General features: G+C 67.6%; 21 protein-coding genes. 10 read left to right on the plus strand and 11 right to left on the minus strand.

Features of this window, described 5'->3' with window-relative positions; genetic code table 11:
- Positions 1-19: 19 nt before the first annotated feature.
- The 4 genes from hydA to HWX14_RS35895 all read left to right on the plus strand — a co-directional run bounded on the left by hydA (position 20) and on the right by HWX14_RS35895 (position 4,763).
- A complete protein-coding gene (hydA, locus tag HWX14_RS35880) occupies positions 20-1,477 on the plus strand; it encodes a dihydropyrimidinase (RefSeq protein ID WP_126364658.1) in 1,458 nt (485 codons plus the stop codon).
- Positions 1,478-1,725: 248 nt separating this feature from the next.
- Entirely contained in the window at positions 1,726-3,000 is a 1,275-nt protein-coding gene (locus HWX14_RS35885) for a NupC/NupG family nucleoside CNT transporter (protein WP_175886763.1), read from the plus strand.
- 31 nt (positions 3,001-3,031) lie between these two features.
- Positions 3,032-4,348 (plus strand): thymidine phosphorylase, encoded by a 1,317-nt coding sequence (gene deoA, locus HWX14_RS35890; protein WP_175886764.1) that lies wholly within the window; start codon positions 3,032-3,034, stop codon positions 4,346-4,348.
- A 25-nt stretch (positions 4,349-4,373) separates the two neighbouring features.
- Positions 4,374-4,763 (plus strand): cytidine deaminase, encoded by a 390-nt coding sequence (locus HWX14_RS35895; protein WP_175886765.1) that lies wholly within the window; start codon positions 4,374-4,376, stop codon positions 4,761-4,763.
- Between the two features lie 43 nt (positions 4,764-4,806).
- Here the strand turns inward: HWX14_RS35895 and HWX14_RS35900 are convergent, their stop codons facing one another.
- The 6 genes from HWX14_RS35900 to HWX14_RS35925 all read right to left on the minus strand — a co-directional run bounded on the left by HWX14_RS35900 (position 4,807) and on the right by HWX14_RS35925 (position 10,235).
- Entirely contained in the window at positions 4,807-5,922 is a 1,116-nt protein-coding gene (locus tag HWX14_RS35900; RefSeq protein WP_175886766.1) for an aromatic ring-hydroxylating dioxygenase subunit alpha, read from the minus strand.
- A 233-nt stretch (positions 5,923-6,155) separates the two neighbouring features.
- Positions 6,156-6,899 (minus strand): peptide-methionine (S)-S-oxide reductase MsrA, encoded by a 744-nt coding sequence (gene msrA / locus HWX14_RS35905; protein ID WP_175886767.1) that lies wholly within the window; start codon positions 6,897-6,899, stop codon positions 6,156-6,158.
- Between the two features lie 60 nt (positions 6,900-6,959).
- Complete coding sequence (locus HWX14_RS35910; protein WP_175886768.1) at positions 6,960-8,834, minus strand: cytochrome c biogenesis protein DipZ; 1,875 nt, start codon at positions 8,832-8,834, stop codon at positions 6,960-6,962.
- A 35-nt stretch (positions 8,835-8,869) separates the two neighbouring features.
- Positions 8,870-9,400: a peptide-methionine (R)-S-oxide reductase MsrB gene (gene msrB / locus HWX14_RS35915; RefSeq protein ID WP_175886769.1), complete on the minus strand. Its 531-nt coding sequence runs from the start codon at positions 9,398-9,400 to the stop codon at positions 8,870-8,872.
- 239 nt (positions 9,401-9,639) lie between these two features.
- A complete protein-coding gene (locus HWX14_RS35920; RefSeq protein ID WP_175886770.1) occupies positions 9,640-9,918 on the minus strand; it encodes a hypothetical protein in 279 nt (92 codons plus the stop codon).
- Positions 9,912-10,235 (minus strand): hypothetical protein, encoded by a 324-nt coding sequence (locus HWX14_RS35925; RefSeq protein ID WP_175886771.1) that lies wholly within the window; start codon positions 10,233-10,235, stop codon positions 9,912-9,914. The genes HWX14_RS35920 and HWX14_RS35925 overlap by 7 nt, the downstream gene beginning before the upstream one ends.
- 445 nt (positions 10,236-10,680) lie before the next feature.
- Here HWX14_RS35925 and HWX14_RS35930 point away from each other — a divergent pair, with 445 nt between their 5' ends.
- The 3 genes from HWX14_RS35930 (at position 10,681) to HWX14_RS35940 (ending at position 13,095) form a co-directional block, all read left to right on the plus strand.
- Complete coding sequence (locus HWX14_RS35930) at positions 10,681-10,998, plus strand: co-chaperone GroES (RefSeq protein ID WP_006482399.1); 318 nt, start codon at positions 10,681-10,683, stop codon at positions 10,996-10,998.
- Positions 10,999-11,078: 80 nt separating this feature from the next.
- A complete protein-coding gene (gene groL / locus HWX14_RS35935; RefSeq protein WP_175886772.1) occupies positions 11,079-12,701 on the plus strand; it encodes a chaperonin GroEL in 1,623 nt (540 codons plus the stop codon).
- A 115-nt stretch (positions 12,702-12,816) separates the two neighbouring features.
- Positions 12,817-13,095: a hypothetical protein gene (locus tag HWX14_RS35940; protein ID WP_175886773.1), complete on the plus strand. Its 279-nt coding sequence runs from the start codon at positions 12,817-12,819 to the stop codon at positions 13,093-13,095.
- Between the two features lie 232 nt (positions 13,096-13,327).
- Here the strand turns inward: HWX14_RS35940 and HWX14_RS35945 are convergent, their stop codons facing one another.
- Together HWX14_RS35945 and HWX14_RS35950 are read right to left on the minus strand one after the other, a co-directional pair.
- Positions 13,328-14,233, minus strand: coding sequence for a manganese catalase family protein (locus HWX14_RS35945; protein ID WP_175886774.1), 906 nt, complete (start codon positions 14,231-14,233; stop codon positions 13,328-13,330).
- Between the two features lie 665 nt (positions 14,234-14,898).
- Positions 14,899-15,180 (minus strand): hypothetical protein, encoded by a 282-nt coding sequence (locus tag HWX14_RS35950; protein ID WP_175886780.1) that lies wholly within the window; start codon positions 15,178-15,180, stop codon positions 14,899-14,901.
- A 480-nt stretch (positions 15,181-15,660) separates the two neighbouring features.
- Here HWX14_RS35950 and HWX14_RS35955 point away from each other — a divergent pair, with 480 nt between their 5' ends.
- Complete coding sequence (locus tag HWX14_RS35955; RefSeq protein ID WP_175886775.1) at positions 15,661-19,815, plus strand: CheR family methyltransferase; 4,155 nt, start codon at positions 15,661-15,663, stop codon at positions 19,813-19,815.
- 162 nt (positions 19,816-19,977) lie between these two features.
- On the plus strand, positions 19,978-20,982 hold the full coding sequence (locus HWX14_RS35960) for a chemotaxis protein CheB (protein ID WP_175886781.1): 1,005 nt from the start codon (positions 19,978-19,980) through the stop codon (positions 20,980-20,982).
- A 36-nt stretch (positions 20,983-21,018) separates the two neighbouring features.
- Here HWX14_RS35960 and HWX14_RS35965 read toward each other — a convergent pair whose 3' ends face one another.
- From HWX14_RS35965 to HWX14_RS35975, 3 genes are all read right to left on the minus strand, one after another.
- Positions 21,019-22,311 carry an Nramp family divalent metal transporter gene (locus HWX14_RS35965; RefSeq protein ID WP_175886776.1) on the minus strand — a complete coding sequence of 431 codons (1,293 nt, stop codon included), beginning with the start codon at positions 22,309-22,311 and terminating at the stop codon, positions 21,019-21,021.
- A gap of 81 nt (positions 22,312-22,392) precedes the next feature.
- Positions 22,393-22,908 (minus strand): hypothetical protein, encoded by a 516-nt coding sequence (locus HWX14_RS35970; RefSeq protein WP_175886777.1) that lies wholly within the window; start codon positions 22,906-22,908, stop codon positions 22,393-22,395.
- 61 nt (positions 22,909-22,969) lie between these two features.
- Positions 22,970-23,572, minus strand: coding sequence for a TetR/AcrR family transcriptional regulator (locus tag HWX14_RS35975; RefSeq protein ID WP_175886778.1), 603 nt, complete (start codon positions 23,570-23,572; stop codon positions 22,970-22,972).
- 419 nt (positions 23,573-23,991) lie between these two features.
- On the opposite strand from HWX14_RS35975, the gene HWX14_RS35980 reads away from it, so the two are divergent.
- Positions 23,992-24,398: SEL1-like repeat protein (locus HWX14_RS35980; RefSeq protein WP_175886779.1), on the plus strand; the 407-nt coding region annotated here is incomplete at its 3' end.

A 24,398-nucleotide genomic window follows, 5' to 3' on the forward strand; every position in this document is an offset into this window, starting at 1 on the left:
TCAACGAGGAGGCAACCAAATGGCAATCCTGATTCGTGGCGGCACCGTGGTCGATGCGGACCGCTCCTATCGCGCGGACGTGCTCTGCGCGGACCCGCAGGACGGCGGCACGATCCTGCAGATTGCGGAGACGATCGACGCGCCGGCCGGTGCAACCGTGGTCGACGCACACGACCAGTACGTGATGCCGGGCGGCATCGATCCGCATACGCACATGGAACTGCCGTTCATGGGCACGACCGCGAGCGACGATTTCTATTCGGGCACCGCTGCCGGGCTGTCGGGCGGCACGACGAGCATCATCGACTTCGTGATTCCGAGCCCGAAGCAGCCGCTGATGGAGGCGTTCCGCGAATGGCGCGGCTGGGCCGAGAAGGCGGCTTCCGATTACGGTTTCCACGTGGCCGTGACGTGGTGGGACGACAGCGTACACCGCGACATGGGCACGCTCGTGCGCGAGCATGGCGTGTCGAGCTTCAAGCACTTCATGGCGTACAAGAACGCGATCATGGCCGACGACGAGGTGCTCGTGAACAGCTTCACGCGTTCGCTCGAACTCGGCGCGCTGCCGACCGTGCACGCGGAGAACGGCGAACTCGTGTTCCAGCTGCAAAAGGCGCTGCTCGCGCGCGGGATCACCGGGCCGGAGGCGCATCCGCTGTCGCGGCCGCCGGAGGTGGAGGGCGAGGCCGCGAACCGCGCGATCCGCATCGCGCAGGTGCTCGGCGTGCCCGTGTATATCGTGCACGTGTCGGCGAAGGACGCGGTGGATGTGATCACCCGTGCGCGCAGTGAAGGGCTGCGCGTGTTCGGCGAAGTGTTGCCGGGACACCTGGTGATCGACGAGGCCGTCTATCGCGATCCGGACTGGACGCGCGCGGCGGCCCACGTGATGAGCCCGCCGTTCCGCTCGGCCGAGCATCGCGAGGCGCTGTGGCGCGGGCTGCAGTCGGGGCAGCTGCATACGACGGCGACCGATCACTGCGTATTCTGCGCATCGCAGAAGGCGATGGGCCGCGAGGATTTCACGAAGATTCCGAACGGCTGCGGCGGTGTCGAGGATCGCATGTCGGTGCTGTGGCACCACGGCGTGAATCACGGCCGCATCACGCCGAACGAGTTCGTGCGGATCACGTCGACCAATGCCGCGCAGATCTTCAACCTGTATCCGCGCAAGGGCGCCGTGCAGGTCGGCGCCGATGCCGATCTCGTCGTGTGGGATCCGGCCGCGACGAAGACGATCTCGGTGAAGACCCATCACCAGCAGGTCGACTTCAACGTGTTCGAGGGGATGACGGTGCAGGGTGTCGCGACGCACACGCTCACGCGCGGCGCACTCGCGTGGGCCGACGGCGAATTGCGCGCGGTGCGCGGCGCGGGCCGTTACCTGAAGCGCCCGCCGGCGGCGGGCTATTACGAGGCCGCGCGGATCGCGAACCGGCTGCGCGAGCCGCATCCGGTCGAACGCGCGGGGTGAACGATGCGTGTCGCGCGGGGCGTGTCCGTTCTGACGGCACGCCCCGCGCCGACTTTGGTTGCATAGATAGAACAACTGATCAAATCGGCGAAGACGAAAAAGGAAACGATCGATGCCATTGAGCGCGGCGATTTTGGCGACGTTGCCGGCGTGCCTGTCGACCGAGTAACATCCACCAACCCGATCACGCGGGTCGCGGGCACGGGCCGTCCGCCGGACAGTTCAAATAGTGAGAAAGGAGCACAAAGGTGGATATTCTGCGCAGTCTCCTCGGTATGCTGTTTCTGTTGCTGGTCGCGTATCTGCTGTCGAACAACCGTCGCGCGGTCAGCGCGCGGACCATGATCGCCGCGTTGCTCACGCAGTTCGCGATCGGCGCGCTGGTGCTGTTCGTGCCGTCCGGTCGCGCGGCGCTGGCCGCGGCCGCGAACGGCGTCAATCGCGTGCTCGACATGGGCAATCACGGCATCGCGTTCGTGTTCGGCGGGCTGGTCGACGCGCGGATGTTCCAGTTGTTCGGCGACGGCGGCTTCGTGTTCGGCCTGCGCGTGCTGCCGATGATCATCTTCGTCACCGCGCTGATCTCGGTGCTGTATTACATCGGCGTGATGAAGTGGATCGTCGCGATCCTCGGCGCGGGGTTGGCGAAGGTGCTCGGCGTGAGCCGCATCGAGGCGTGCTCGGCCGTCGCGACGATCTTCCTCGGGCAGAGCGAGATGCCCGCGCTCGTGAAGCCGTTCGTGCGCAACATGACGAGCGCCGAGATCTTCACGGTGATGGCGAGCGGCATGGCGTCGGTCGCGGGCTCGGTGCTGGTCGGCTACGCCGGCCTCGGCGTGAAGATGGAGTACCTGCTCGCCGCGTCGTTCATGGCGGTGCCGGGCGGGCTGCTGTTCGGCAAGCTGCTGTTTCCGACCGTCGAGCCGAGCCGCGTGGTGGTCGACGGCCTCGATTTCGACGACAAGCGCGCCGCCAACGTGATCGAGGCGGCCGCATCCGGCGCATCGGTCGGCCTGCGCATCGCGATCAACGTCGGCGCGATGCTGATCGCGTTCGTCGGCCTCATCGCGCTGATGAACCTGATCGTCGGCGGCGCGGCCGCGTTCGCGGGCTTCCCGCAGCTTACGCTGGTCGGCATCATCGGCCACCTGTTCGCGCCGCTCGCGTGGATCATCGGCGTGCCGTGGCACGATGCGGCGCTGGCCGGCAACTTCATCGGCGAGAAGCTGATCTTCAACGAATTCGTCGCGTACGGCGACCTGTCGCCGTACCTGAAGGGCGGCGCGCATGCGGCGGCGGCCGGCCTGCAGGTGCTCGACCCGAAGACGCTCGCGATCGTGTCGTTCGCGCTGTGCGGCTTCGCGAACTTCTCGTCGATCGCGATTCTCGCGGGCGGCTTCAGCGCGGTCGCGCCCGAGCGCCGCTCGGACGTCGCGCGGCTCGGCTTGCGCGCGCTGACGGCCGCGACGCTGTCGAACCTGATGAGCGCGGCGATTGCCGGGCTGTTCTTTTCGCTGCATTGAGAACCCTCCGACCGATCGAAGCGAGGCAACGATGTTTCTACCGCAGGAATTCATTCGCAGGAAGCGCGACGGGCAGCCGCTCGATCGCGACGGGATGGCCGCGTTCGTGCGCGGCGTGACCGACGGCAGCGTGACCGAGGGCCAGGTGGCCGCGTTCGCGATGGCCGTGTATTTCAACGACCTGAGCACCGACGAACGCGTCGCGCTGACGCTCGCGCAGCGCGATTCGGGCGACGTGCTCGACTGGCGCGCGCTCGATCTCGGCGGGCCGGTGATCGACAAGCATTCGACGGGCGGCGTCGGCGACGTCGTGTCGCTGATGCTCGGGCCGATGGTGGCTGCGTGCGGCGGCTACGTGCCGATGATCTCGGGGCGCGGGCTCGGCCATACCGGCGGCACGCTCGACAAGTTGAGCGCGATTCCCGGTTACGACGTGATGCCCGAGACGGACGCGTTTCGCCGCACGGTGCGCGAGGTCGGCGTCGCGATCATCGGGCAGACCGCACGGCTCGCGCCGGCCGACAAGCGCATCTATGCGATCCGCGACGTGACGGCGACCGTCGAATCGGTCGCGATGATCACCGCGTCGATCCTGTCGAAGAAACTCGCGGCGGGGCTCGACGGGCTCGTGATGGACGTCAAGGTCGGCTCGGGCGCGTTCATGCCGACCGCGGAGAAATCGGCGGAACTGGCGCGCAGCATCGTCGACGTCGGCAACGGCGCCGGCATGAAGACGACCGCGATCCTCACCGACATGAACCAGTCGCTCGCGCCGTGTGCGGGCAATGCGCTCGAAGTGGCGTGCGCGATCGACTACCTGACGGGCAAGTCGCGGCCCGCGCGTCTGCACGACGTGACGATGGCGCTGTCGGCCGAACTGCTCGTGACCGGCGGGCTGGCGCGCGATGCCGTCCACGCGCGGGAGAAGCTGCAGCAGGCGCTCGATTCCGGCGCGGCGGCCGAGCGGTTCGCGCGCATGGTCGTCGCGCTCGGCGGCCCGGCCGACCTGATCGACGCGCCCGCGCGGCATCTGGTGCGGGCGGCGGTGATCGTGCCGGTTCCGGCGCCCGCGAGCGGCGTGGTGCAGCGGGTCGATTGCCGCGCGCTCGGGCTGGCGGTGGTCGCGCTCGGCGGCGGCCGCACGCGCGCGGAGGACGCGATCGACGTCAGCGTCGGCCTGTCGGCGCTCGTGGAGATCGGGCAGCGCATCGAGGCTGGCGAGCCGCTCGGTTTCGTACACGCTCGCGATGAAGCGTCCGCGGCCCACGCGGCGGACGCGGTGCGCCGCAGCTACGTGCTCGGCGAAACCGGCGAAGCGCCGCCGACCCTTTACCAGCAGATCGGCTGACCCTGCTCCCGGAGGCATCACCACGATGGAACGAGACGAACTGATCGAACAGGCGAAGGCGGCGCGCGAACGCGCGTATGCGCCGTATTCGCGCTTCAAGGTCGGCGCGGCGCTGCTCGCGCGCGACGGCACGGTTTTCCACGGCTGCAACGTCGAGAACGCGTCGTACGGGCTGTGCAATTGCGCGGAACGCACGGCGATGTTCGCGGCGATCGCCGCCGGCTATCGGCCGGGGGATTTCGCGCGGCTCGCGGTAGTCGGCGACACGGACGGCCCGATCGCGCCGTGCGGTGCATGTCGTCAGGTGATCATCGAGATCGGCAAGCCCGATATCGAGGTGATCCTCGCGAACCTGAAAGGGGCCGTCGAGATCACGACGGCCAGCGCGTTGCTGCCGGGCGCGTTCACGCTGTAACGGCGTGCGCGGCGGCTCGCCGCCGCGCGCCGCATGCGTCACGTCACGCGCTGTCGCGCGCGTCGCGGATCGGGATCACGGTGCGCGCGCCACACTGGCGCAGCAGGTCGCGCAACTCGTTGATGACCGGAAACACCTCGTGGTTCCAGTCGGCGCCCTGGCGATCGTGCGCTTCCTGCTCGCGCTCGACGATCCAGCGATCCTCGCGGAAGATGCGCTCGGTGAACCACACGAGCAGCGGCCACGCGAGATCGAGTGCGAACGGGATGCCGGGCTTGTGGATCGACAGCAGCCCGAACGTGCGATTGGTGCGCTGCTCGGCGTCGAGCGGCACGTAGACGATCCACAGGTCCATCACGAGCGTGCCTTCGCTCGAACGGATCTGCAGCGTCTGGTACGGGTAGCCGGTGCGCACCGTCATCACGCTCTTGTCGGACTGGTCGGCCGGCTTCTTGCTCGCGCCGAACACGAGCGCCTCGCCGACCGGCTGCTTGCCTTCCATCCGCGCGAACGTGTAGTCGACCTCGACCCAGTCGTCGCCGCGACGGCGGCCCACCGAGCGCGCGCGCATCTGCCCCATCTGCTTGCGATGCAGGAACTGATGGTTCATGTCCATCAGGTTCTCGTGCATGAACGAGTAGTGGCACTTGACCTCGCGGCCGAAGCGGCGCGTCTTGTACGCGGGGTTGTCCGCCGATTCGAGCGCGGGGAACGGCCGTTCGTCGGCGAGCGTCGCGTCGCCCGGAAACACGAAGATCAGCCCGTGCGCCTCGCGGCACGGATACGCGCGCACGCCGTTGGGCAAGCGCTCGCGGCCGAGGTAGGGCACGTCGACGCAGCGGCCGCTGTCGCACGCGTAGGTCCAGCCGTGATAGCAGCAGCGCAGCGTTTCGCCGCTGACGACGCCCGCGTGCAGCGGCACCTGGCGGTGCGCGCAACGATCCTCGAGCGCATACACGGCGCCCGATTCGGTGCGCACGAGCACGATCGGATCGCCGGCGAAGCGCACGCCGAGCGTCTTGCCGCGCTTGAGTTCGCGCGACCACGCGAGCGGATACCAGTGATCCGGGTGAATGGGCACGCGGCGCAGGTCGCGTACGATCGCGCCGGTGGACGGTTCTTCGAGGGTGTTGCTGTCAGGCAAAGGCACTGCGCGCATGCGTGACGCCTCCTGGCGGGACTGAATGTCGAGCGCCGCAACAAGCGGCGGGAATCAGGAGAGTCTACGCGAAGTTGCCGGCCCCGGCGGACGCGATGCGGGTTTGCCCCGGCATCGCGTCCGCCGGTTCGTTGATGTGGCGCAAAGAGGCCGCCGCTGGTGCGGGGCGGCCGTGGCGCGACGGTGCGGCGGGTGGTATGCCGTCATGCGGCGAGCGGACGGTCACAAGCGGCTCACAAGCGCGCTTCGCGCCACAGCACCGGGTCGGCGCGGTACAGCGCCGGGAAGTACTGTTTCAGCCCGGCGACCTTCGGCAAGTCGTTGAACGCGATATACGGCGCATCGGGATGCAGTTCGAGGTAGTTCTGATGATAGGCCTCGGCCGGATAGAAGCCCTTGTAGGCTTCGACACGCGTAACGACGGGCGCCGGAAACACATGCGCGCCGCCGAGCTGCGCGATGTACGCGGTCGCGACCGCGCGCTGCTGCGCGGTGGTCGGGAAGATCGCGGAGCGGTACTGCGAGCCTTCGTCGGGGCCCTGCCGGTTCAGCTCGGTCGGGTCGTGCGCGACCGAGAAGAACACCTGCAGCAGCCGGCCGTACGTGATCTGCGTCGGGTCGTAGACGATGCGCACCGATTCCGCGTGCCCCGTCAGCCCCGAGCCGACGAGCGCGTAGTGCGCGGTTTCGGACGCGCCGCCCGCATAGCCGGCGGTCACCTGCTTCACGCCCTTCACGTGCTCGAACACGCCCTGCACGCCCCAGAAGCAGCCGCCGGCGAACACGGCCGTCTCGTCGTGCGACGCGCCGGGCGTTTCGTCGAGCGTCGGCGCGGGCACGGTACGCATCGGCTCGGCGGAATTGACGATGCGCTGGTAGCCGAACACGGCGGCCGCCGCGACGGCGATGGCGCCGATGCGGCGCAGCATGGCGGCGCGCCGGCGGGCGGCGGCATCGCGGGTCGGGATCGGGATCATGTTTTGCTCCTTCGGAATGCGTTGAAAAAGACGTTGCTCGGATCGCGGCGGCGTGCGCGATCAACCGAAAGTGAATGCGTACGCATCGACCCCGGGATCGAGAAACTCGATCGCGAACGTGCGATCGGCGATCGCGCCCGGCTGCCGGACGAGCTGGTACAGGCGCTGGCCGGTGACGGTGCCGTAGCCCTGCGCATCGACATCCGTGCCATGCGCGGCGCCGGGCGCGGCGCCGTCGAGCGTCACGCGAAAGCGCACGGGCTGGCCGTTCGCGCCCGGGCCGAGCACGAGGTGCAGGTCGCGCGCATGAAAGCGATAGACGATCCGGCCATCCGGCGCGGCCAGCGACGCGCGCTCGGCGCCGACGTTCCACGTGCCCGCGAGGCCCCAGCCGTTGAGATCCGGGCGGGCCGGTGCGTCGTAACGGTGTGCCGCATCGCGCACGGCACCGCCCGGCGACGCAAAGCTTTCCGCGCGTGCATAGCCGACATACGTTTCGGGCGACCGGACGTCCGCGCTGTCGGCCGCCGCGAGCGCGCCCTTCGCGGGCGCGCCGGCGAGCCCGAGCGGCACGTTCAGCGCGTCCGGGTGGCCGGCTTCGGCGAGCAGCGACTGGATCGCGCGTTCCGACTGCGCGTATTCGCCTTCGCCGAAGTGGTGATGGCGGATCCGCCCTTGCGCGTCGATGAAGTAGTGCGCGGGCCAGTATTCGTTGTTGAACGCGCGCCAGATCGAATAGCCGTTGTCGATCGCGACCGGGAAGTCGATGCCGAGGTCGTGCACGGCCTTCTTTACATTGCCGATGTCGCGCTCGAACGCGAATTCCGGCGCGTGCACGCCGATCACGACGAGCCCGTACGGCGCGTACTTGCGTGCCCAGGCGGTCGTGTACGGCAGCGTGCGCAGGCAGTTGATGCACGAATACGTCCAGAAATCGACCAGCACGACCTTGCCGCGCAGCCCGGCCGCCGTCAGCGGCGGCGAGTTCAGCCACTGCACCGCGCCGTCGAGCGACGGCAGCGTGCCTTCGACCGGCAGCGCGGAGGGGGGGGCGGCGGCCGCACGCATCATCGCGCTGCCGGCCATCGCCCCGCCGCCGGCCTGTGCGCCGTCCGCCGCGGCGGCCATCATCGCGCCGCCCGTCGCGTTGCCCGTCGCGGTGTCGCCGCCGCCGCCGGTTGCGGCCGGCGCCGCCGGTGCGCCGTTCGAGCGCCCGCCGAGGCGGTCGACGAGCTTGGTTTCGAGCCCGCCCGTGGTGACCGTCGACAGTTGCGCGAGGGCGCCCGTATCGAGGCCAAGCGCGATCGCGCCGACGCCGGCCAGCAGCGCCGCGCCGATCCCGCGCCGGATCCATTCGCCGGCGCCGAGCGAGCGCTTCATCGCGGCGAACACCTTGCCGCCGATCACGAGCGCGACGCCGAGCGACGTCGCCGCGCCGGCCGCATACGCGACGAGCAGCAGCGTCGTGCCGACGCTCGCGCCGCGCAGCGCGGCGCCGGTCAGCACGAGGCCGAGGATCGGGCCCGCGCACGGCGCCCACAGCAAGCCCGTCGCGACGCCGAGCAGCAGCGACGACGCGGGGCCCGCCGGGCGGCCGTCGCGTTGCGCGAACCCGGTGAGCCGGTTGCCGGCGGCGACGAGCGGGCGCGTCAGGTGTTCCGCGAAGCGCGGCATCAGCAGCGTCAGGCCGAACATCGCGAGCAGCACGATCGCGATCCAGCGGCCGGCCTGGTTGGCCTGCGCGACCCAGCCGCCGCCGACGGCGGCGAGCGTCGCGACGACGGCGAACGTGAGCCCCATGCCGGCGAGCAGCGGCAGGCCGGTGCGCACGAACGGCTGGTCGGCGCGGGCGAACACGAACGGCAGCACGGGCAGGATGCACGGGCTCAGGATCGTGAGTACGCCGCCGAGATAGGCAAGGACGATGAGCAGCATGATGCGTTCTCCAGTCGAACGGGAGCGGGGCCGGATCAGGCGGCGGCCGGGTGGAAGGCGAGCGCGAGACCGTTCATGCAGTAGCGCAGGCCCGTGGGCGCGGGGCCGTCGTCGAACACGTGGCCGAGATGGCCGCCGCAGCGGCGGCAGTGCACTTCGGTGCGGACCATCCCGAACGACGCGTCGGTGTCGGTGGCGACGGCGTGGTCGAGCGCTTTCCAGAAGCTCGGCCAGCCCGTATGGCTGTCGAATTTGGTGGCCGACGAGAACAGCGCGAGGTCGCAGCCGGCGCACGCGAACGTGCCGTGCCGGTGCTCGTCGTTCAGCGGGCTGGTGAACGGCCGCTCGGTGCCGGCTTCGCGCAGGACCGCGTATTGGGCGGGCGTGAGCCGGCGATGCCATTCGGCGTCGCTGAGCGTGATCTCGAACGGGGCGGCTTTCGGCGCGCCGGCCGGCGGCGCGGCGAATGCGCGGCCGACCAGCGCGCGGCGGCCGGCGGACGACAGCGCCGCGAGCGCGGCGAGGCCGGTGGCGCCGGCGAACAGCAGATCTCTGCGGGTGGGCATGATGGGCTCCTGGAAGCAGGTGCTGAAAACATGCGCCCATCGTAGGCGGCGGCCGGTGTCGAAGTCCTCACGGAAAGTTAAAGGAATCGTGATGATTGGCCGGCGAGGTCGCGCAACGCGGTGGCGCGGCCGTGTCGTCAATCCGCTTCCACGAAGCGAAGGGATTGATCCACGGCTGGGTAGCGACGGCGACCCGCGCCGTTACGCGTGCGCAATAGCGCCACTGCCCGGACACCGCGTCATCCGGCCTCGTCCGATAAGGCGACGGGCGCCGCGCATTGACTGCCGCGCTCCGCCGTCGACCCGTGACGCCGGTGGGAAGCGATGTCGGCGCCGAGCGCATGAAGGATCGATCGACCCTTCTTTGTCAGATACGCACGCCGGCGGCCGGGCGCGCCATGTTCGAGCATGACGAGTTGCCGTTCGAGCAATGCATCGAGTTCGGCGCGATTCATGTCGAGCTGATCCGGCGCCTGGCACACCAGCATCAGCGTCGCGAATTCGTGCGGGCTCAGCATGGCTGCCTCCCGTCGCGCATGGAGCCGCCGCCCGCAGGCGTGACGCGGAACAACGAAATCGGGTGCAGCATGCGTCCAAACCCGGCGACTCGACGGCGCGGCAGCTTCGGTCGGCCGATCGCAGCGGGTTGGGGCGCGCCGCGCAACGCGAATGGCTTGCGCACGGCACGTATGCGAGCGCTGATTGGCGCGAAGCGACTCGTGTCGTTGCGCGCTTTCCGCAGGCCGGCCGGCAGACCCGTGACGACGCGGGCGGCGCGTCGTGGTCGGCGGCCGACCTCCGGCAGCCGATCGAAGATGAAGAAAGGATCGTTCATGATTCGCTCCCGGTTGGACCTCGCACGGAGGACGAACCGGACCACGCGCTCCAGTTCGTCGATCCGCGAGAGGCCTCGCTGACAAACAAATCGAAACACGCAGCGCGTAAGCCGCAGCTGCTTGAGCGATACCAAAATAGGATGAGGCGCGCGGATTTCAAGCGCCGTTCAATGACGATTCGCGTGGCCCGCAGCAGTGACCGTCGAGGCCGTGTTGCCGCTCGTCACGGAGAGCCTCTCGACACAGCCGCCGGTCGTGCGAACGCCGGTTTCGCGATGAAACATTTCGTTACATATTGGGCGCTCGTCACCCTCTTGAAGCGCGTCTGTCCGCCACTATTTCGCTTTTCGCCAATCGATGGCACGCCGGCGCAGCGCAGCCCTTGCGCATGCACGCGCCAGCGGATTCCCTTTTCCAGGTGATCTCATCGCTCAGGAGATGAAAATGCAGATTCGTCCCCTCTACGACCGGGTTATCGTCAAGCGAATCGAACAGCAGCGGACGACGGCCTCCGGCATCGTGATTCCCGATTCGGCCGCCGAACGGCCCGAGCAGGGTGAAGTGATTGCGGTCGGCAGCGGCCGGCTGCTCCAGGACGGCTCGCAGCGCCCGCTGCAGCTCCAGGTCGGCGACCAGGTTCTCTTCGGCAAATATGCAGGCCAGACCGTGAAGGTGAACGGCGAGGAACTGCTCGTGATGCGCGAAGAGGACGTCATGGGCGTACTCGAACCCGAATCGCCGGCCGCCAGGAAAGCGGCCTGAATGCCGATTCGACCGCGTCGCACGGGCGTTGACCCGATGCGCGCGGCATCCCGTTCAACGACTGTATCCGGAGCAAGAAAATGACTGCAAAAGACGTGAAATTCCGCGACGGCGCGCGCCAGCAGATCGTCAAGGGCGTGAACGTGCTGGCCGACGCGGTGAAGGTGACGCTCGGCCCGAAGGGCCGCAACGTCGTGATCGAACGCGGCTTCGGCACGCCCGTGATCACGAAGGACGGCGTGTCGGTCGCGAAGGAAATCGAGCTGAAGGACCGCTTCGAGAACATGGGCGCGCAGATCGTCAAGCAGGTCGCGTCGAAGACGGCAGACGTGGCCGGCGACGGGACGACCACCGCCACCGTGCTCGCGCAGGCGATCGTGCAGGAAGGCATGAAGCACGTCGCGGCCGGCATGAACCCGATGGATCTGAAGCGCGGCATCGACAAGGCCGTCGGCGCGGTGCTCGACGAGCTGCGCAAGCTGTCCCGGCCGATTTCGACCCACAAGGAAATCGCGCAGGTCGGCGCGATTTCCGCGAATTCCGACGAAGCGATCGGCAAGATCATCGCCGACGCGATGGAGAAAGTGGGCAAGGACGGCGTGATCACCGTCGAGGACGGCAAGTCGCTGGAGAACGAACTCGACGTGGTCGAAGGCATGCAGTTCGATCGCGGTTACGTGAGCCCGTACTTCATCAACGATCCGGCGAAGCAGGCGGCCTATCTCGACGATGCGCTGATCCTGCTGCACGACAAGAAGATCTCCAGTGTCCGCGACCTGCTGCCGATCCTCGAAGCGGCGTCCAAGGCCGGCAAGCCGCTGCTGATCGTCGCCGAGGATGTCGAGGCGGAAGCGCTCGCGACGCTCGTCGTGAATTCGATGCGCGGCATCCTGAAGGTCGCCGCCGTCAAGGCGCCGGGTTTCGGCGACCGGCGCAAGGCGATGCTGGAGGATCTCGCGATCCTGACCGGCGCGACGGTCATCTCGGAGGAAACCGGCAAGCAGCTCGACAAGGCCACGCTCGAGGATCTCGGCAGTGCGAAGCGCGTCGAGGTGCGCAAGGACGATACGATCATCATCGACGGCGCGGGCGATGCGGCGCGCATCGACGCGCGCGTGAAGTCGATTCGCGTGCAGATCGACGAAGCGACGAGCGACTACGATCGCGAAAAGCTGCAGGAACGTGTCGCGAAACTCGCGGGCGGCGTGGCGGTGATCAAGGTCGGCGCGGTCACCGAGGTCGAAATGAAGGAGAAGAAGGATCGCGTCGACGATGCGCTGCATGCGACGCGCGCCGCGGTCGAGGAGGGCATCGTGCCGGGCGGCGGCGTCGCGCTGCTGCGTGCGCGCGCGGCGCTGGCGGACATCCGCGGCGCGAATTCGGACCAGGATGCCGGCATCCGGATCGTGCTGCGCGCGCTCGAGGCGCCGCTGCGCGTCATCGCGGCCAATGCGGGCGACGAACCGTCGGTCGTGGTCGCGAAGGTGCTCGAGGGCAAAGGGAATTTCGGCTACAACGCGGCGACCGGCGAGTACGGCGATCTGGTCGACGCAGGCGTGGTCGACCCGACCAAGGTCACGCGCACCGCGCTGCAGAACGCCGCGTCGATCGCGAGCCTCGTGCTGACGACCGACGCGACCGTCGCGCAAGCGCCGAAAGAGGACAACGCCGAGTCGGCCCCCGCGCCCGAACTCGGCTACTGACCTGCATCGCGGGCTCGCCTGCGATCGTCGAACAGCCGCTGGCCGGAGCGGCTTTTCCCGGCGCGCGCGACAGCGGGGCGCGCCGCGCCGTTTTTTCCTGTTTGCGAGACCGACCATGAAGCTCGAACTTTCGATCGATTCCAGGCCGCTGCACGTCGAACTCGACGACGTGATCGCCGGCCTGCTCGCGGCGCGGCTCGGCCTGCCGCCCGACGGCGACCACCGCGGCGCGATCGGCCGCTACCTCGGCGATGCGGCAGGGCCGTGGACGCTCGATGACGACCATATGCGCAAGCGCGTGATGCGCCGCCTGATTCTCGACATCGCCGATCCGACGCTGGTCATCCAGTACCTGATGGCCGACCAGACCGAGTCCGGAGAATCAAGCGCTTGATGCCAGCCGAACGCGCGTTCGCACGTTCGGCAATCCCTCCGTCGCATCCTTCCCGGCGCTTCGCAGGCGCGTCGGCATCCGGGTCGCGCTTCCGACAGGCGCGGACCATGCCGGCGTCGCGCACCAGTCATCAGACGTTCTTCGCCTGCCGTCGTATCCATTGCCACTTCGTTATCCGTAACAGTGCAAAAATTCGCGCGCGATCGAAACCGCGCGCCTGTTGACCGTTCGTTCAGCCGCCGTCCGGCTTGCCGGGCTCGCGGCCCTGCGGAACCGGCTGGCCCGCGCCGAGTTCGGCGCCGGTCACCGGGTCGCTGTTCGGATCGGACGCGAGCCGCTGCGCCATCGCGTCGATCGCGTCCACCTGCTGCGGCTCGAGCATCCCTTCGGCAATACCGGTGCCGCCGTCGACCGCCGGCTGGGCGTCGCGGATTTCGAGACCCTCTCCGTGGTTCCAGGGGCCGACCAGCGGCGCCGCGTCCGGCTGCATCCGGAAGTACACGCTGTCGTACGGTGCCTTCGGCGGCAGCTTGCCCGGCGGGAAATTCGCGGTGATCGCATACAGCGCCTTCTCGAACGACTTCAGGTGCGATACCTCGCGCGTCATCAGGAAGCCGAGCGCGTCGCGAATATCCGGATCGTCGGTCACGTTGATCAGCCGCTCGTAGATGATCTTCGCGCGCGCTTCGGCCGCGATGTTCGAACGCAGGTCGGCGGTCGGTTCGCCGATCGTGTCGATGTACGCGGCCGACCACGGCACGCCGCCCGAATTGGTAAGCGGCGCGCCCGCGCCGTACAGCACCTGCGTCACGTGGCTGTCGTTGCCCGCGCCGTGCAGCTTGCGATACAGCTCGGCCTGTTCGTCGACCGCTTCGGCGAGTTCGCCCTTGGCGCCGCGGTTGAGCATCGCGGCCATCGAGCCGATCACTTCGAGGTGGCTCAGCTCCTCGGTGGCGATGTCGAGCAGCATGTCCTTGCGGCCCGGGTCTTCCTCGGTGATCGCCTGCGTGAAATAGCGCATCGCGGCGGCGAGCTCGCCCTGCGGGCCGCCGAACTGCTCGAGCAGCAGGTTGGCGAGGCCGGGATTCGGCGCGCCGACGCGCACCGTGTACTGAAGCCGGGTGTTGTGGATGAACATGGCATCTCCGTGGAAAGGGTTGCGCGACATTCGCCGTGTCGGCCCAGCACGAATCGATCCCGTGGGCGGCCGACGGTCGCGGGTATGCGGCGCGATGCCGGCCGGCGCGCGCTGTGTCGCGGGAGCGGCTTTCGGCGGACGCTGGAGGCGTTCGTTGGCGTCGCACGCGTGCATCGCGACGCCAACGGACGATGGCCGGTCGGGCACGGGGCGGCGCCGGATGACGAACGTGCGATCGGTTCGCGAGGCGTTGCTTTCCGCGCACGGAGCGGACCGTTGCCGATGCAAGGACGCAACACGCGGGAAGCGCAGTGTCGGCGGCAATACGCGCGCGCGTCGCGTGACCTGCCACCGTCGTTGCCGGATTTTCAAGCGGTTGTCATTTCGGTGGCATAGGCCATGCCACGCCGGCGCACGATGCCGGTTTCGTGAAGAAGGAGTACAGGTGGCGATGCTCGACAGGAGCGCGACGACGGCGCGCACCGCGACGGACATGCGGTGTTGCCGGCGCGGCCGATCGGCGCGATGGCATTGCGGTCGGGCGGCAACCGAATGGCCGGTGCGTCAGCGTCCGGGCGAACGCTGCAGCCCATGTTCCCCGCGATGCCGCGCGAACCGGATGACGACAGGCGCGCAGGCCGACCTGCGCCGGCCGGCGTGCCGGTTCATCGCGCTTTCAGCATTTCGTCGGCGAGCCGATAGGCGCTGACCGCGCGTTTCGATTCGTAGTCGGCGATCGTCGACACGTTGCGTCCGGCGTCGCGCGACAGCAATCCTTGCAGCGCGGCGGCGGCGAAGAAATCGCGCAGGTCCGGCGTCGCGGATTTGGGCTCGGGCGGAGGGGCTTCGACGAGCGGCCCCGCTTTCCAGAAAACGGGCGACGGCGTGGCTGCCTTCGATACGGCCGCGGGTTGTTTGATGCTCACATCCTGGGACAACGGCGTCATTTCTTCCCCTTCGATCAAGTATCTGTTGGCGAAGCAGCGTAACGTCCCCGACAGCATGAGCGAGCATCGTTTCGTCTTGTTTTTGAGCGGTACTAACCGCTTGATCGACGCGAATATTCGCCGGTAATACGGCATTCGTCAAAGAAAATAAATTCGATTCGACCGGTTGGTGCGGGAGCACGATTCGTTCCCGCTCGCGGTCGACGGGAGGCATCGCATTTCGGGAACCGATGGGGATGGTAAGTCGGCGCGAATGACGCCGCGGTGACACGCCTGCGTGCAGGCGCGACGCTCGTCCGCAAGGATCGCAAGCCTTCCGTCAGGCCCACGTGCGCGCGCTTGCCGGTGCCGTACAATGCGCATGGAAGCGCAGGGGGGAGTATCACGAGCGGGATCGTGGGACGACCGGACGAGGCCGATGCGACCGGCACCGATCGGTGGCCGGCACACGATGTCCCGCAACACCATCAGGAGAAGTCAATGGCACGGCAAGCGCCTACGCACAAGGAGCGGCCTCCATCGCCCGCCACGTTGAAGAGCGATCTGTCGTTTCCGGTAGTGGGCATCGGTGCATCGGCGGGCGGTACGGCGGCCTTGCAGACCTTTTTCGAGAGCGCGCCGACGAGCATGGACATGGCGTTCGTCGTCGTCGTCCATCTCGCGCCGGAACAGGTCAGTCATATGGACGCCGTCCTGCAGCACACGACGGGCATGCCGGTGCGTCAGGTGACGTCCACGGTGCCGATCGAAAAAAACCACATCTACGTGATCGCGCCGGGCATGCAGCTCGAGATGTCGGACGGCTGCCTTCGCTGCCGCCGTCGGGACGCGTCCGAAGAAGTGCCGTTCACGATCGACCACTTCTTCCGGACGCTGGCGGGCGCGCACGACTGGCGCGCGATCGGCATCGTGATGTCCGGCAGCGGCTCCGACGGCGCGGCAGGCTTGAGCCGCATCAAGGAAGCGGGCGGCATCACGCTCGCCCAGACACCGGCCGACGCCGAGCATGCGGAGATGCCGCAGCACGCGATTTCCACGGCGCGCGTCGATATCGTGCTGCCGGCGGCCGACATGCCGCAACGGTTGCTCGAACTCTGGTCGAGCGCGCGCCGCATCGAACAGCAAAGTCTCGAATTCACGCAATCGCTGCACCACGTCGATCGACCGACGGCCAACGATCCCGAGCGGGCGCTTTCCGACATTCTGATGCACCTGCGGGTCCGCACCGGCCACGATTTCAGGTTGTACAAGCGGGCGACGGTGCTGCGGCGTATCGAGCGGCGCATGCAGGTCAACGGCCAGCGCGACCTTCTCGCGTACCGGGATTTCCTGCGGGCCGCGCCGGAAGAAGCGAACGCGCTGCTGGCGGACATGCTGATCGGCGTGACCCAGTTCTTCCGCGATCGCGAAGCCTTCGATTTCCTCGAACGGGAAGTGATCGGCTCGTTGTTCGCGTCGGAGTCCGGCGAGGAACAGGTGCGGGTGTGGGTGGCCGGATGCGCGACGGGCGAGGAGGCGTACTCGATCTCGCTGCTGCTGGCGCGGGCGCGCGAGGCGGCGATGTCGAGCCAGGCCATCCAGGTATTCGCGACCGATATCGATGAAGCGGCGATCGTCCGCGCGCGAACCGGCTCCTACCCGCTGTCGATCGCGAGCGACGTGCCCGCCGCGCTGCTGCAGCGGTATTTCGCGCGGGAAGGCGCGCACTACGTGATCGCGAAGGCGGTGCGCGAACGCATCCTGTTCGCGGCGCACAGCCTGCTGCGCGATCCGCCGTTCTCGCATCTCGACCTGATCTCGTGCCGCAACGTGCTGATCTATCTCGAGCGGGCGGTGCAGCGGCAAATCCTCGAGCTGTTCCATTTCGCGCTGCGCCCGAACGGCTACCTGTTCCTCGGCACCGCGGAATCGGCCGACGCGGCGGACGATCTGTTTTCCGTCGTGGACAAGAAGCGCCGGATCTACCGCGCACGCGTCGTCACGCATCGCGCGAAGCCGGCCACGGGCTTTCCGCCGCTGTTCCAGGTCGAAGCCGGCGCGTCCGACGAGCGCGCCATGCCGCAGCCGCCGTTGCGGGTGCCGGCCAGCCCGGCACAACGCAATTTCTCGTATTCGGAACTCCATCAGCGTGCGCTCGAAACGTATTCGCCGCCGAGCGTCATCATCGACAAGGAGTCGAACGTCGTCCATCTGTCGGATAACGCCGGCCGGTTCCTCAGGCATGTCGGCGGCGAGCTGTCGAGCAACATCATGACGCTGGTGTTGCCGGATCTGCGGCTCGATCTGCGCACCGCGATTTTCCGTGCGCTGCAAACGGGCACGAGCGTGGAGGCGCGCCGGGTCAAGTGGGCACACGAAGCGCGCGTGTCGTGGATCAACATGACGGTCAGGCCGTTTCACGACAAGGTCGCGAATGCGGAATTCCTGCTCATCGTGTTCGACGAGGTGGCCGGTCGCATGACCGAGGAGGATCAGGTCGAGACGAGCGGGCAGGACCCGGTTCTGGCGCAGCTCGAACAGGAGCTGCAGCACAGTCGCGAACAACTCGCGACGATCATCGAGCAGTACGAAACGTCCGTCGAGGAGTTGAAGGCGTCGAACGAGGAGCTGCAGGCGATCAACGAAGAGTTGCGTTCGACGAGCGAGGAACTGGAAAGCAGCAAGGAGGAACTGCAATCGGTCAACGAGGAGTTGACCACGGCCAACGCCGAAATGCAGGCCAGGATCGAAGACACCGCGAAGGCGAACGACGATCTCCACAACATCATCGCATCGAGCGAAATCGCGACGGTGTTCGTCGACAAGGAAATCCGGGTCAAGCGGTTTACGCCCAACGCCACCGCGATTTTCAACCTGATCGATACGGACCTGGGCAGGTCGCTGTTCCATATCACCCACGCGCTGCGGTATCCGACGCTGGCCGACGATGTCCGGCAGTCGTTCCAGTCGCTGCGGCTGATCGAGCGCGAGATCGAGAGCGAGGCCGGCCGGTGGTATCTGATGCGGTTGCTGCCTTACCGGACGGCGGACGACCACATCGACGGCGCGGTGATCACGCTGATCGACATCACCGACCGGCATCACGCGGAAGAGGCGGCGCGAGCAGGCGAGCAGCGCCTGCGCCTGGTCGCGCAATCGACCAAGGACTACGCGATCATCATCCAGGACGGCAGCGGCGCGATCGTGAGCTGGAACGCCGGTGCGGAACGCATCTTCGGCTATACGGAAGAAGAGGTGATCGGCCAGAACGTCGAGCTGCTCTACGAACTCAATGATCGGCAAGCGCTCGTGCCGACCCGCGAGCGCGACGTCGCAACCCGCGAAGGGCGCGCGGACGACGAACGCTGGCACCGCACCAAGGATGGGCGGCGGATTTTCTGCAGCGGCGTCGTCACGCCGATTTCCGATACGTCGTTCAGCGGCTTCGCGAAGATCGTGCGCGACATGACGCTGCGCAAGCAGAGCGACGACGCGAACCGCGAAGCGCTCGCGCGGGAACAGGCGGCACGCGAGCAGGCGCTCAGTTCGAATCAGCTGAAGGACGAGTTCATTGCCGTGCTGTCCCACGAGCTGAGGCATCCGCTCAACCTGATCGGCGTCAAGTCGGAAATGCTGCCGCGCCTGCCGGAGACGCGCGACATTCCCGCCGTGCGCGAAGCCGCGGATTCGATTCGGCAGGCCGTGCGCGCGCAGGCGCAGATCATCGACGACCTGCTCGATCTGTCGCGCATCCAGACCGGCAAGCTCGCGCTCGAGCTGGGCCGGGTCGATCTGACGGCGATGTTGCGCAGCATCGCGGATACCTGCGAGCTCGACGTGCACGCGCGCGGCCTGGTCCTGAAAACGGAGTTGCCGGCGGAGCCGACCATCGCGCTCGCCGATCCGGTGCGATGCGAGCAGATTTTCTGGAACCTGATGTCCAATGCGCTCAAGTACACGCAATCGCACGGCGAGATCGTCGTGCGTCTCGCGCATGAGGGCAAGATGCTGCGGGTCGACGTGATCGACGACGGGCAGGGGATCGATGGCGATACGCTGCCGCATATCTTCGACATGTTCCGGCAAGCGCGGCGCGACAGGACCCGCGGCGGTCTCGGCATCGGGCTGGCGCTGGTTCGGCAACTCGTCGAAATGCACGGCGGCCGGATCGCCGCGACGTCCGACGGCCCGGGGTGCGGCACCACGATGACGGTATGGCTGCCGGCCGCCTCGAACGAGCGCGCCATGCCTGCGGGCAGCGGCGTGCCGGAGGGGAATATCGCCGGCCTTCGCGTGCTGCTGGTCGAGGACGACCGGGAGACGGCGCTGTCGCTCACCACGCTGCTGGAACTGGCGGGGGCGGTGGTCGAGGCCGCGGAAAGCGGAGCCGCCGCGTTGACGATGCTGCAGGAGGCGCCCATCGACGCCATCGTGTCCGATATCGGGCTGCCCGACATGGACGGCTACGAGCTGCTGCGCCGGATCAAGACCGATCCCCGCTGGGCCAAGCTCTGGACCGTTGCGCTGACCGGCCGTAATCGCCAGGACGATGTCCGCGCCGCGGCGGAGGCCGGTTTCGACAGCCATCTGTCGAAGCCGCTGGATTTCGGGATGTTGCTCGCGGCGCTCGGCGACGTGCAGCGCGGCACCCCATGACGGCCGACGTGCCGTGCGCGCGTCGCGGGTCGTTCGGGCGTGGCTCGCCGCGACGGCGTGGGCGGCAATCGCCATTCGACCCGCATTGCGGCGTCTGCGATCGCCGGTGACGGAGCCCCGCTTCGGGAACCCTTTTTGCTGCTCTATCCGCAAGGGGGGTCTATGGATCGTCGAGATATCGTCGTAATCGCCTCGTCCCGAGGGGGGCTCCCGGTCCTCCGGACCCTCGTGGCGGGCATCGCCGCGGATTTTCCGGTGCCGATTTGCATCGTTCAGCACATTGGTCGACATCGGACGTTTTTGCCAGAGCTGCTGTCGCGATGGGGCGCATTGAATGCAAGCGTGGCGACACACGGGGAACGCCCGCGGGCCGGCAGAATTTATGTGGCGCCTCCCGACAGGCACATGATCGTGCGCGAAGGAAATCTCCGGCTGCTCGATACGGCCGCCGAGAATTTCGCCCGCCCGGCCGCCGATCCGCTGTTCCGGTCCGCCGCCCGCGAATATGGCGCCGGTGCGATCGGCGTGGTCCTCAGCGGTGACCTCGACGACGGTGCGGCCGGCCTGGCGGCGATTCGCGCGCGGGGCGGTTACGGTATCGTTCAGGACCCCGATGAATGCGAAGCCCCGTCGATGCCGCGCAGCGCACTGGCGGCGACGGGCGCCGATGCGGTTACGAGGGCGGAGGATCTGCCGCGGGCCATTCATGCAGCGGTCTACGGCGCACGTGTGAAGGAGCAGCGAAAGATGGCAGACTTGCGCGACCTGGATCATGAGAGCCGGATTGCAGAGGACGGCCTCGTCGACCCCGGGCTTCTCGATGAAATCGGCACGCGCTCAGCCCTCACGTGCCCCAGTTGCAACGGCGTGCTCTGGCGCATGCGCGACGATCGTCCGTTGCGATACCGGTGCCATACCGGGCATGCGTTCTCCGCGCTTTCTCTCGACGATGCGGAAGCCCAGAAAGCGGAGGATGCGATATGGGGGGCGATCCGCGCGGTTCACGAGCGGATGATCTTTGCGCGCGAGCGCCAGGAATGGGCGCGCCGGACGGGCAATACCAAGGACGTCGCGATCGAACAGGCCCGCATCGACGAGAACCAGCGGCTCGCGGACGTGCTGCGCAATGCGGTCGGCGCCGCGCTAAGCGGCGGCGAACTGGAGTGAGCGCGGCGGCTCGCGGCATCATCCGCGCCGCGGGTTTCATCCCGGCACGAACACGCCCAGCGCCGCGACCGCCATCGCGAGCGTCGCGATCCATCCTCCCCACGCAAGCGCGCCTCTGATGGCGAATTCGCCCATGACCCGTCTGCTTCTCGCCATGAGCATCATCACGACCATGATCGGCACGGCGCTCACGCCGTTGATGACGGCGCTCCAGTACAGCGCGCGGATCGGGTCGAAATGCATGAACGTGATCGCGATCCCGCCGACGATCGCCAATGCGATCACCGCATAGAATTCGGGCGCGACGCCCAACTGCAGCGCGAGACTGTTGCGCCAGCGGAAGGTGCCGGCCGCCGCATAGGCGGCCGATCCCGCGAGCACCGGCAGCGCCAGCAGGCCGGTGCCGACGATGCCGAGCGCGAACAGTACGTACGCGAAGCGACCGGCAAGCGGCTCGAGCGCCCGCGCGGCGTCCGCCGACGTCTTGACGTCGATGTGATGCGCGTTGAGCGTGGCTGCTGCCGTCAGCACGATGAAGAACGCGATCACGTTCGAGACGCCCATGCCGAACCACGTATCGAAGTTGATCCGGCGCAACTGCGCGGGCGCCTGGCGCGGCATGTGCCGCAGCGGCTGCTGATTCGGCGCGGCGCGCAACTCTTCGACTTCCTGGGACGCCTGCCAGAAAAACAGATACGGGCTGATGGTCGTGCCGAGCACGGCGACCACCGTGGTCAGATAAGCGGCGGTCAGTTGCGCATGGGGCTGCACGATCGCGCGACCGACCTCGGCCCAGCTGACCGGCACGATGAGGGCGACCGCGACATAGGCCAGCAGCGTCAGCGCCGTCCACTTGAGCAATCGCGAGTAGCGGTCGTACGGAACGAACACCTGCAGCACGACCGACACGCCGCCGAGGCACACGATGTAGAGCTGTTGCGGGCCGGGCAGCAGCAAATTGACGGCCGCGCCCATGGCCGACAGGTCGGCCGCGATGTTGATCACGTTGGCCGTGATCAGCAGCACGACCGTCCCGTACAGCAGCCATCGCGGGTAGTGCGCGCGCATGTTGGATGCGAGTCCCTTGCCCGTCACGCGGCCGATTCGCGCGCTGACCAGCTGGATGGCCGTCATCAGCGGATACGTCAGCAGCAGCGCCCACAGCAGTTCGAAGCCGAATTGCGCGCCTGCCTGCGAGTACGTGCCGATGCCGGAAGGATCGTCGTCGGCGGCGCCGGTGACCAGGCCGGGGCCGAGGCGCCGGACCCACGTGAGCGCGTTCGGGGCCGGTTCCGTCGGCTCGGGCTGGAGAAGATCGTTGTCGTTCATGATGGCGGGCCTCCCGGGAGTGCAGCGGCGCAATCGCCGTGCCCGCTCGATGGGTGTCTCGCGCCCGGGCCCCGCCGGGCATCACGGCCCGTTCGGCTTCGCGATGTCGCCCGCGTCGACCTTGATCGCGTGTTCCTTCGACACCAGCCGGGCCCCGGCCATGCTCCCGCCGCCGATGCGCAACGTCAGGCGCGCCGGTTCGCTTGCGTCGAGTCCCGACACATAGTCGAGACCCTGCAGCCCCACGCGATCATGGAACGGAATGAACCAGGACGAGCAGAATTCCGACGTGGGGATCGGGCAGCGGGCGCGAATGTCGAGCCGTCGCGCGGAGAACGGATAGTCGTCGAGATCGGTTGCGCCCGCATCGAATCGCTTCTGGATGGTGACCGGCGTGACGGCGTAGCGGAGGTAGACGTGGTCGGCCCACAGCGTCTTGTCGAGCGATGCGAGGTCTTCCGTGGTGTACGCAACGATCGTGAGGCCGTTCCGATCGCGGTGCTGGATTTCATACCGACCGACGTTCACCGATTTGCAGCCGGCGCATGCGAGTGCCGCACCCAGCGCGAAACCGATCAAGCGCATCCGCTCATGCATGTCGTTCTCTCCGCGCCCCCCGGCCTCGGTTTGCCTGCAATACGACGGCGCGCGACGTGCGTTACGCCGGGCTGCCCGCGCCGTCGGCGGGCGAGGCCGTCGCGTGCATCGCCTGTTCGAGCAGGGCATGCGCGGCTTGCCACGCGCGCGCGGCAGCCGCGGAATCGCTGAACGCCCGCGCTTCGACCGTGGCGCCGTCCAGCAGCATCATGAAGACGGTTGCCAGCCGGTTCGCGGTTTCGGGCGGCACGACGGCCTCGATCAGTTCGGCGATCCATTCGACCATCTTGCGGCGATAGCGGATCGCGACGTCCGAGATCGGCGCATAAGCGGTGCCGAATTCGGCCAGCGCACGCTCGAACAGGCAGCCGGCAAATTCGGGTGTCCTGAACCACGCCGCGTACCAGTCGAAGATCGTCTTGACGCGCTCGACCGGATCGACGACGTGCTGCAACTGCGCGGCGATGCTGCCGACGATCAGGTCGTAGCGCTGGACCAGCACCTCGCGGATGAGTTCGTCCTTGCTCGCAAAATGCCGGTACAGCGTCATTCGGGCGACACCGGAATCGTCGATGATCCAGTCGACGCCCACCGGGTGGAATCCGTGCCTGGAGAACAGTTCGGTCGCTTTGTCTACCACCAGCTGGCGTTTGTTGGCTCGCACGAACGGCTTCCTCCTCGATATTTCAGCAGCATAGACCGATTATTCTAGCACCATGCTGCTCGACGGAATCGGGCTCCCGGCTCTGCCCGAGCGGATTGCCGGCTCGGCAATCTCCGCTCGGCGAGCCGGTCGTCAAGTCGTCTTGACTATTGGATAGACCGATATGTATCATTTGAAGCCAGTAAGCAGCGAAAGCTATTGCGTGGATTGAAGAGACGGAACAGGGGTGGGGTCTTCGCTTGCCGTTTTCCCGCCGCACCGCACGCTGCCACGATGTTTCAAGCCGACAAGAGAACCTGAGAGAGCCTTGGCATGCGGGCCCGCGGACGACCTTCGCTGCGCCTCGCACCAGCCGGGGGCATGCTCGCGGGCGAGCGCGCGAAGCAATACGGCGCCAATGAAACGTGAGGAAAGTACCCATGTATCGCCGTTTACTCGCACCGGGGCTGCTGTTGCTGTTGGCCGCGTGCGCGCAGGATCCGTCGGTTACCGCCGGCACGGTACGGATCTGCGACGACACAGGTTGTTCCGATCGCCCTAAAGATCAGGTCTCCTATCAAAAAAGGGACGATGCGGAAGACCGGGACGATCCGCGCATCGCCGCGCTCAAGCAAACCGCGAAGGCCCAGCCGAAGGCCGCCTACGACCTCGGCCTGCGTTATTTCCGCGGCGACGGCGTGCGCCAGGACAGCTACCAGGCGCTCAAGTGGATGCGCGAGGCCGCCGAGCGCGGCGACCTGAACGCGCAGAAGGCGCTCGGCAGCTTCTACTTGTTCGGCCTCGAGGAAATGGGCTCGGATGCGCGCGAAGCGGAGAAGTGGCTGTC

It is taken from the genome of Burkholderia sp. BCC0044, from assembly GCF_902832955.1.
GTDB lineage: Bacteria > Pseudomonadota > Gammaproteobacteria > Burkholderiales > Burkholderiaceae > Burkholderia.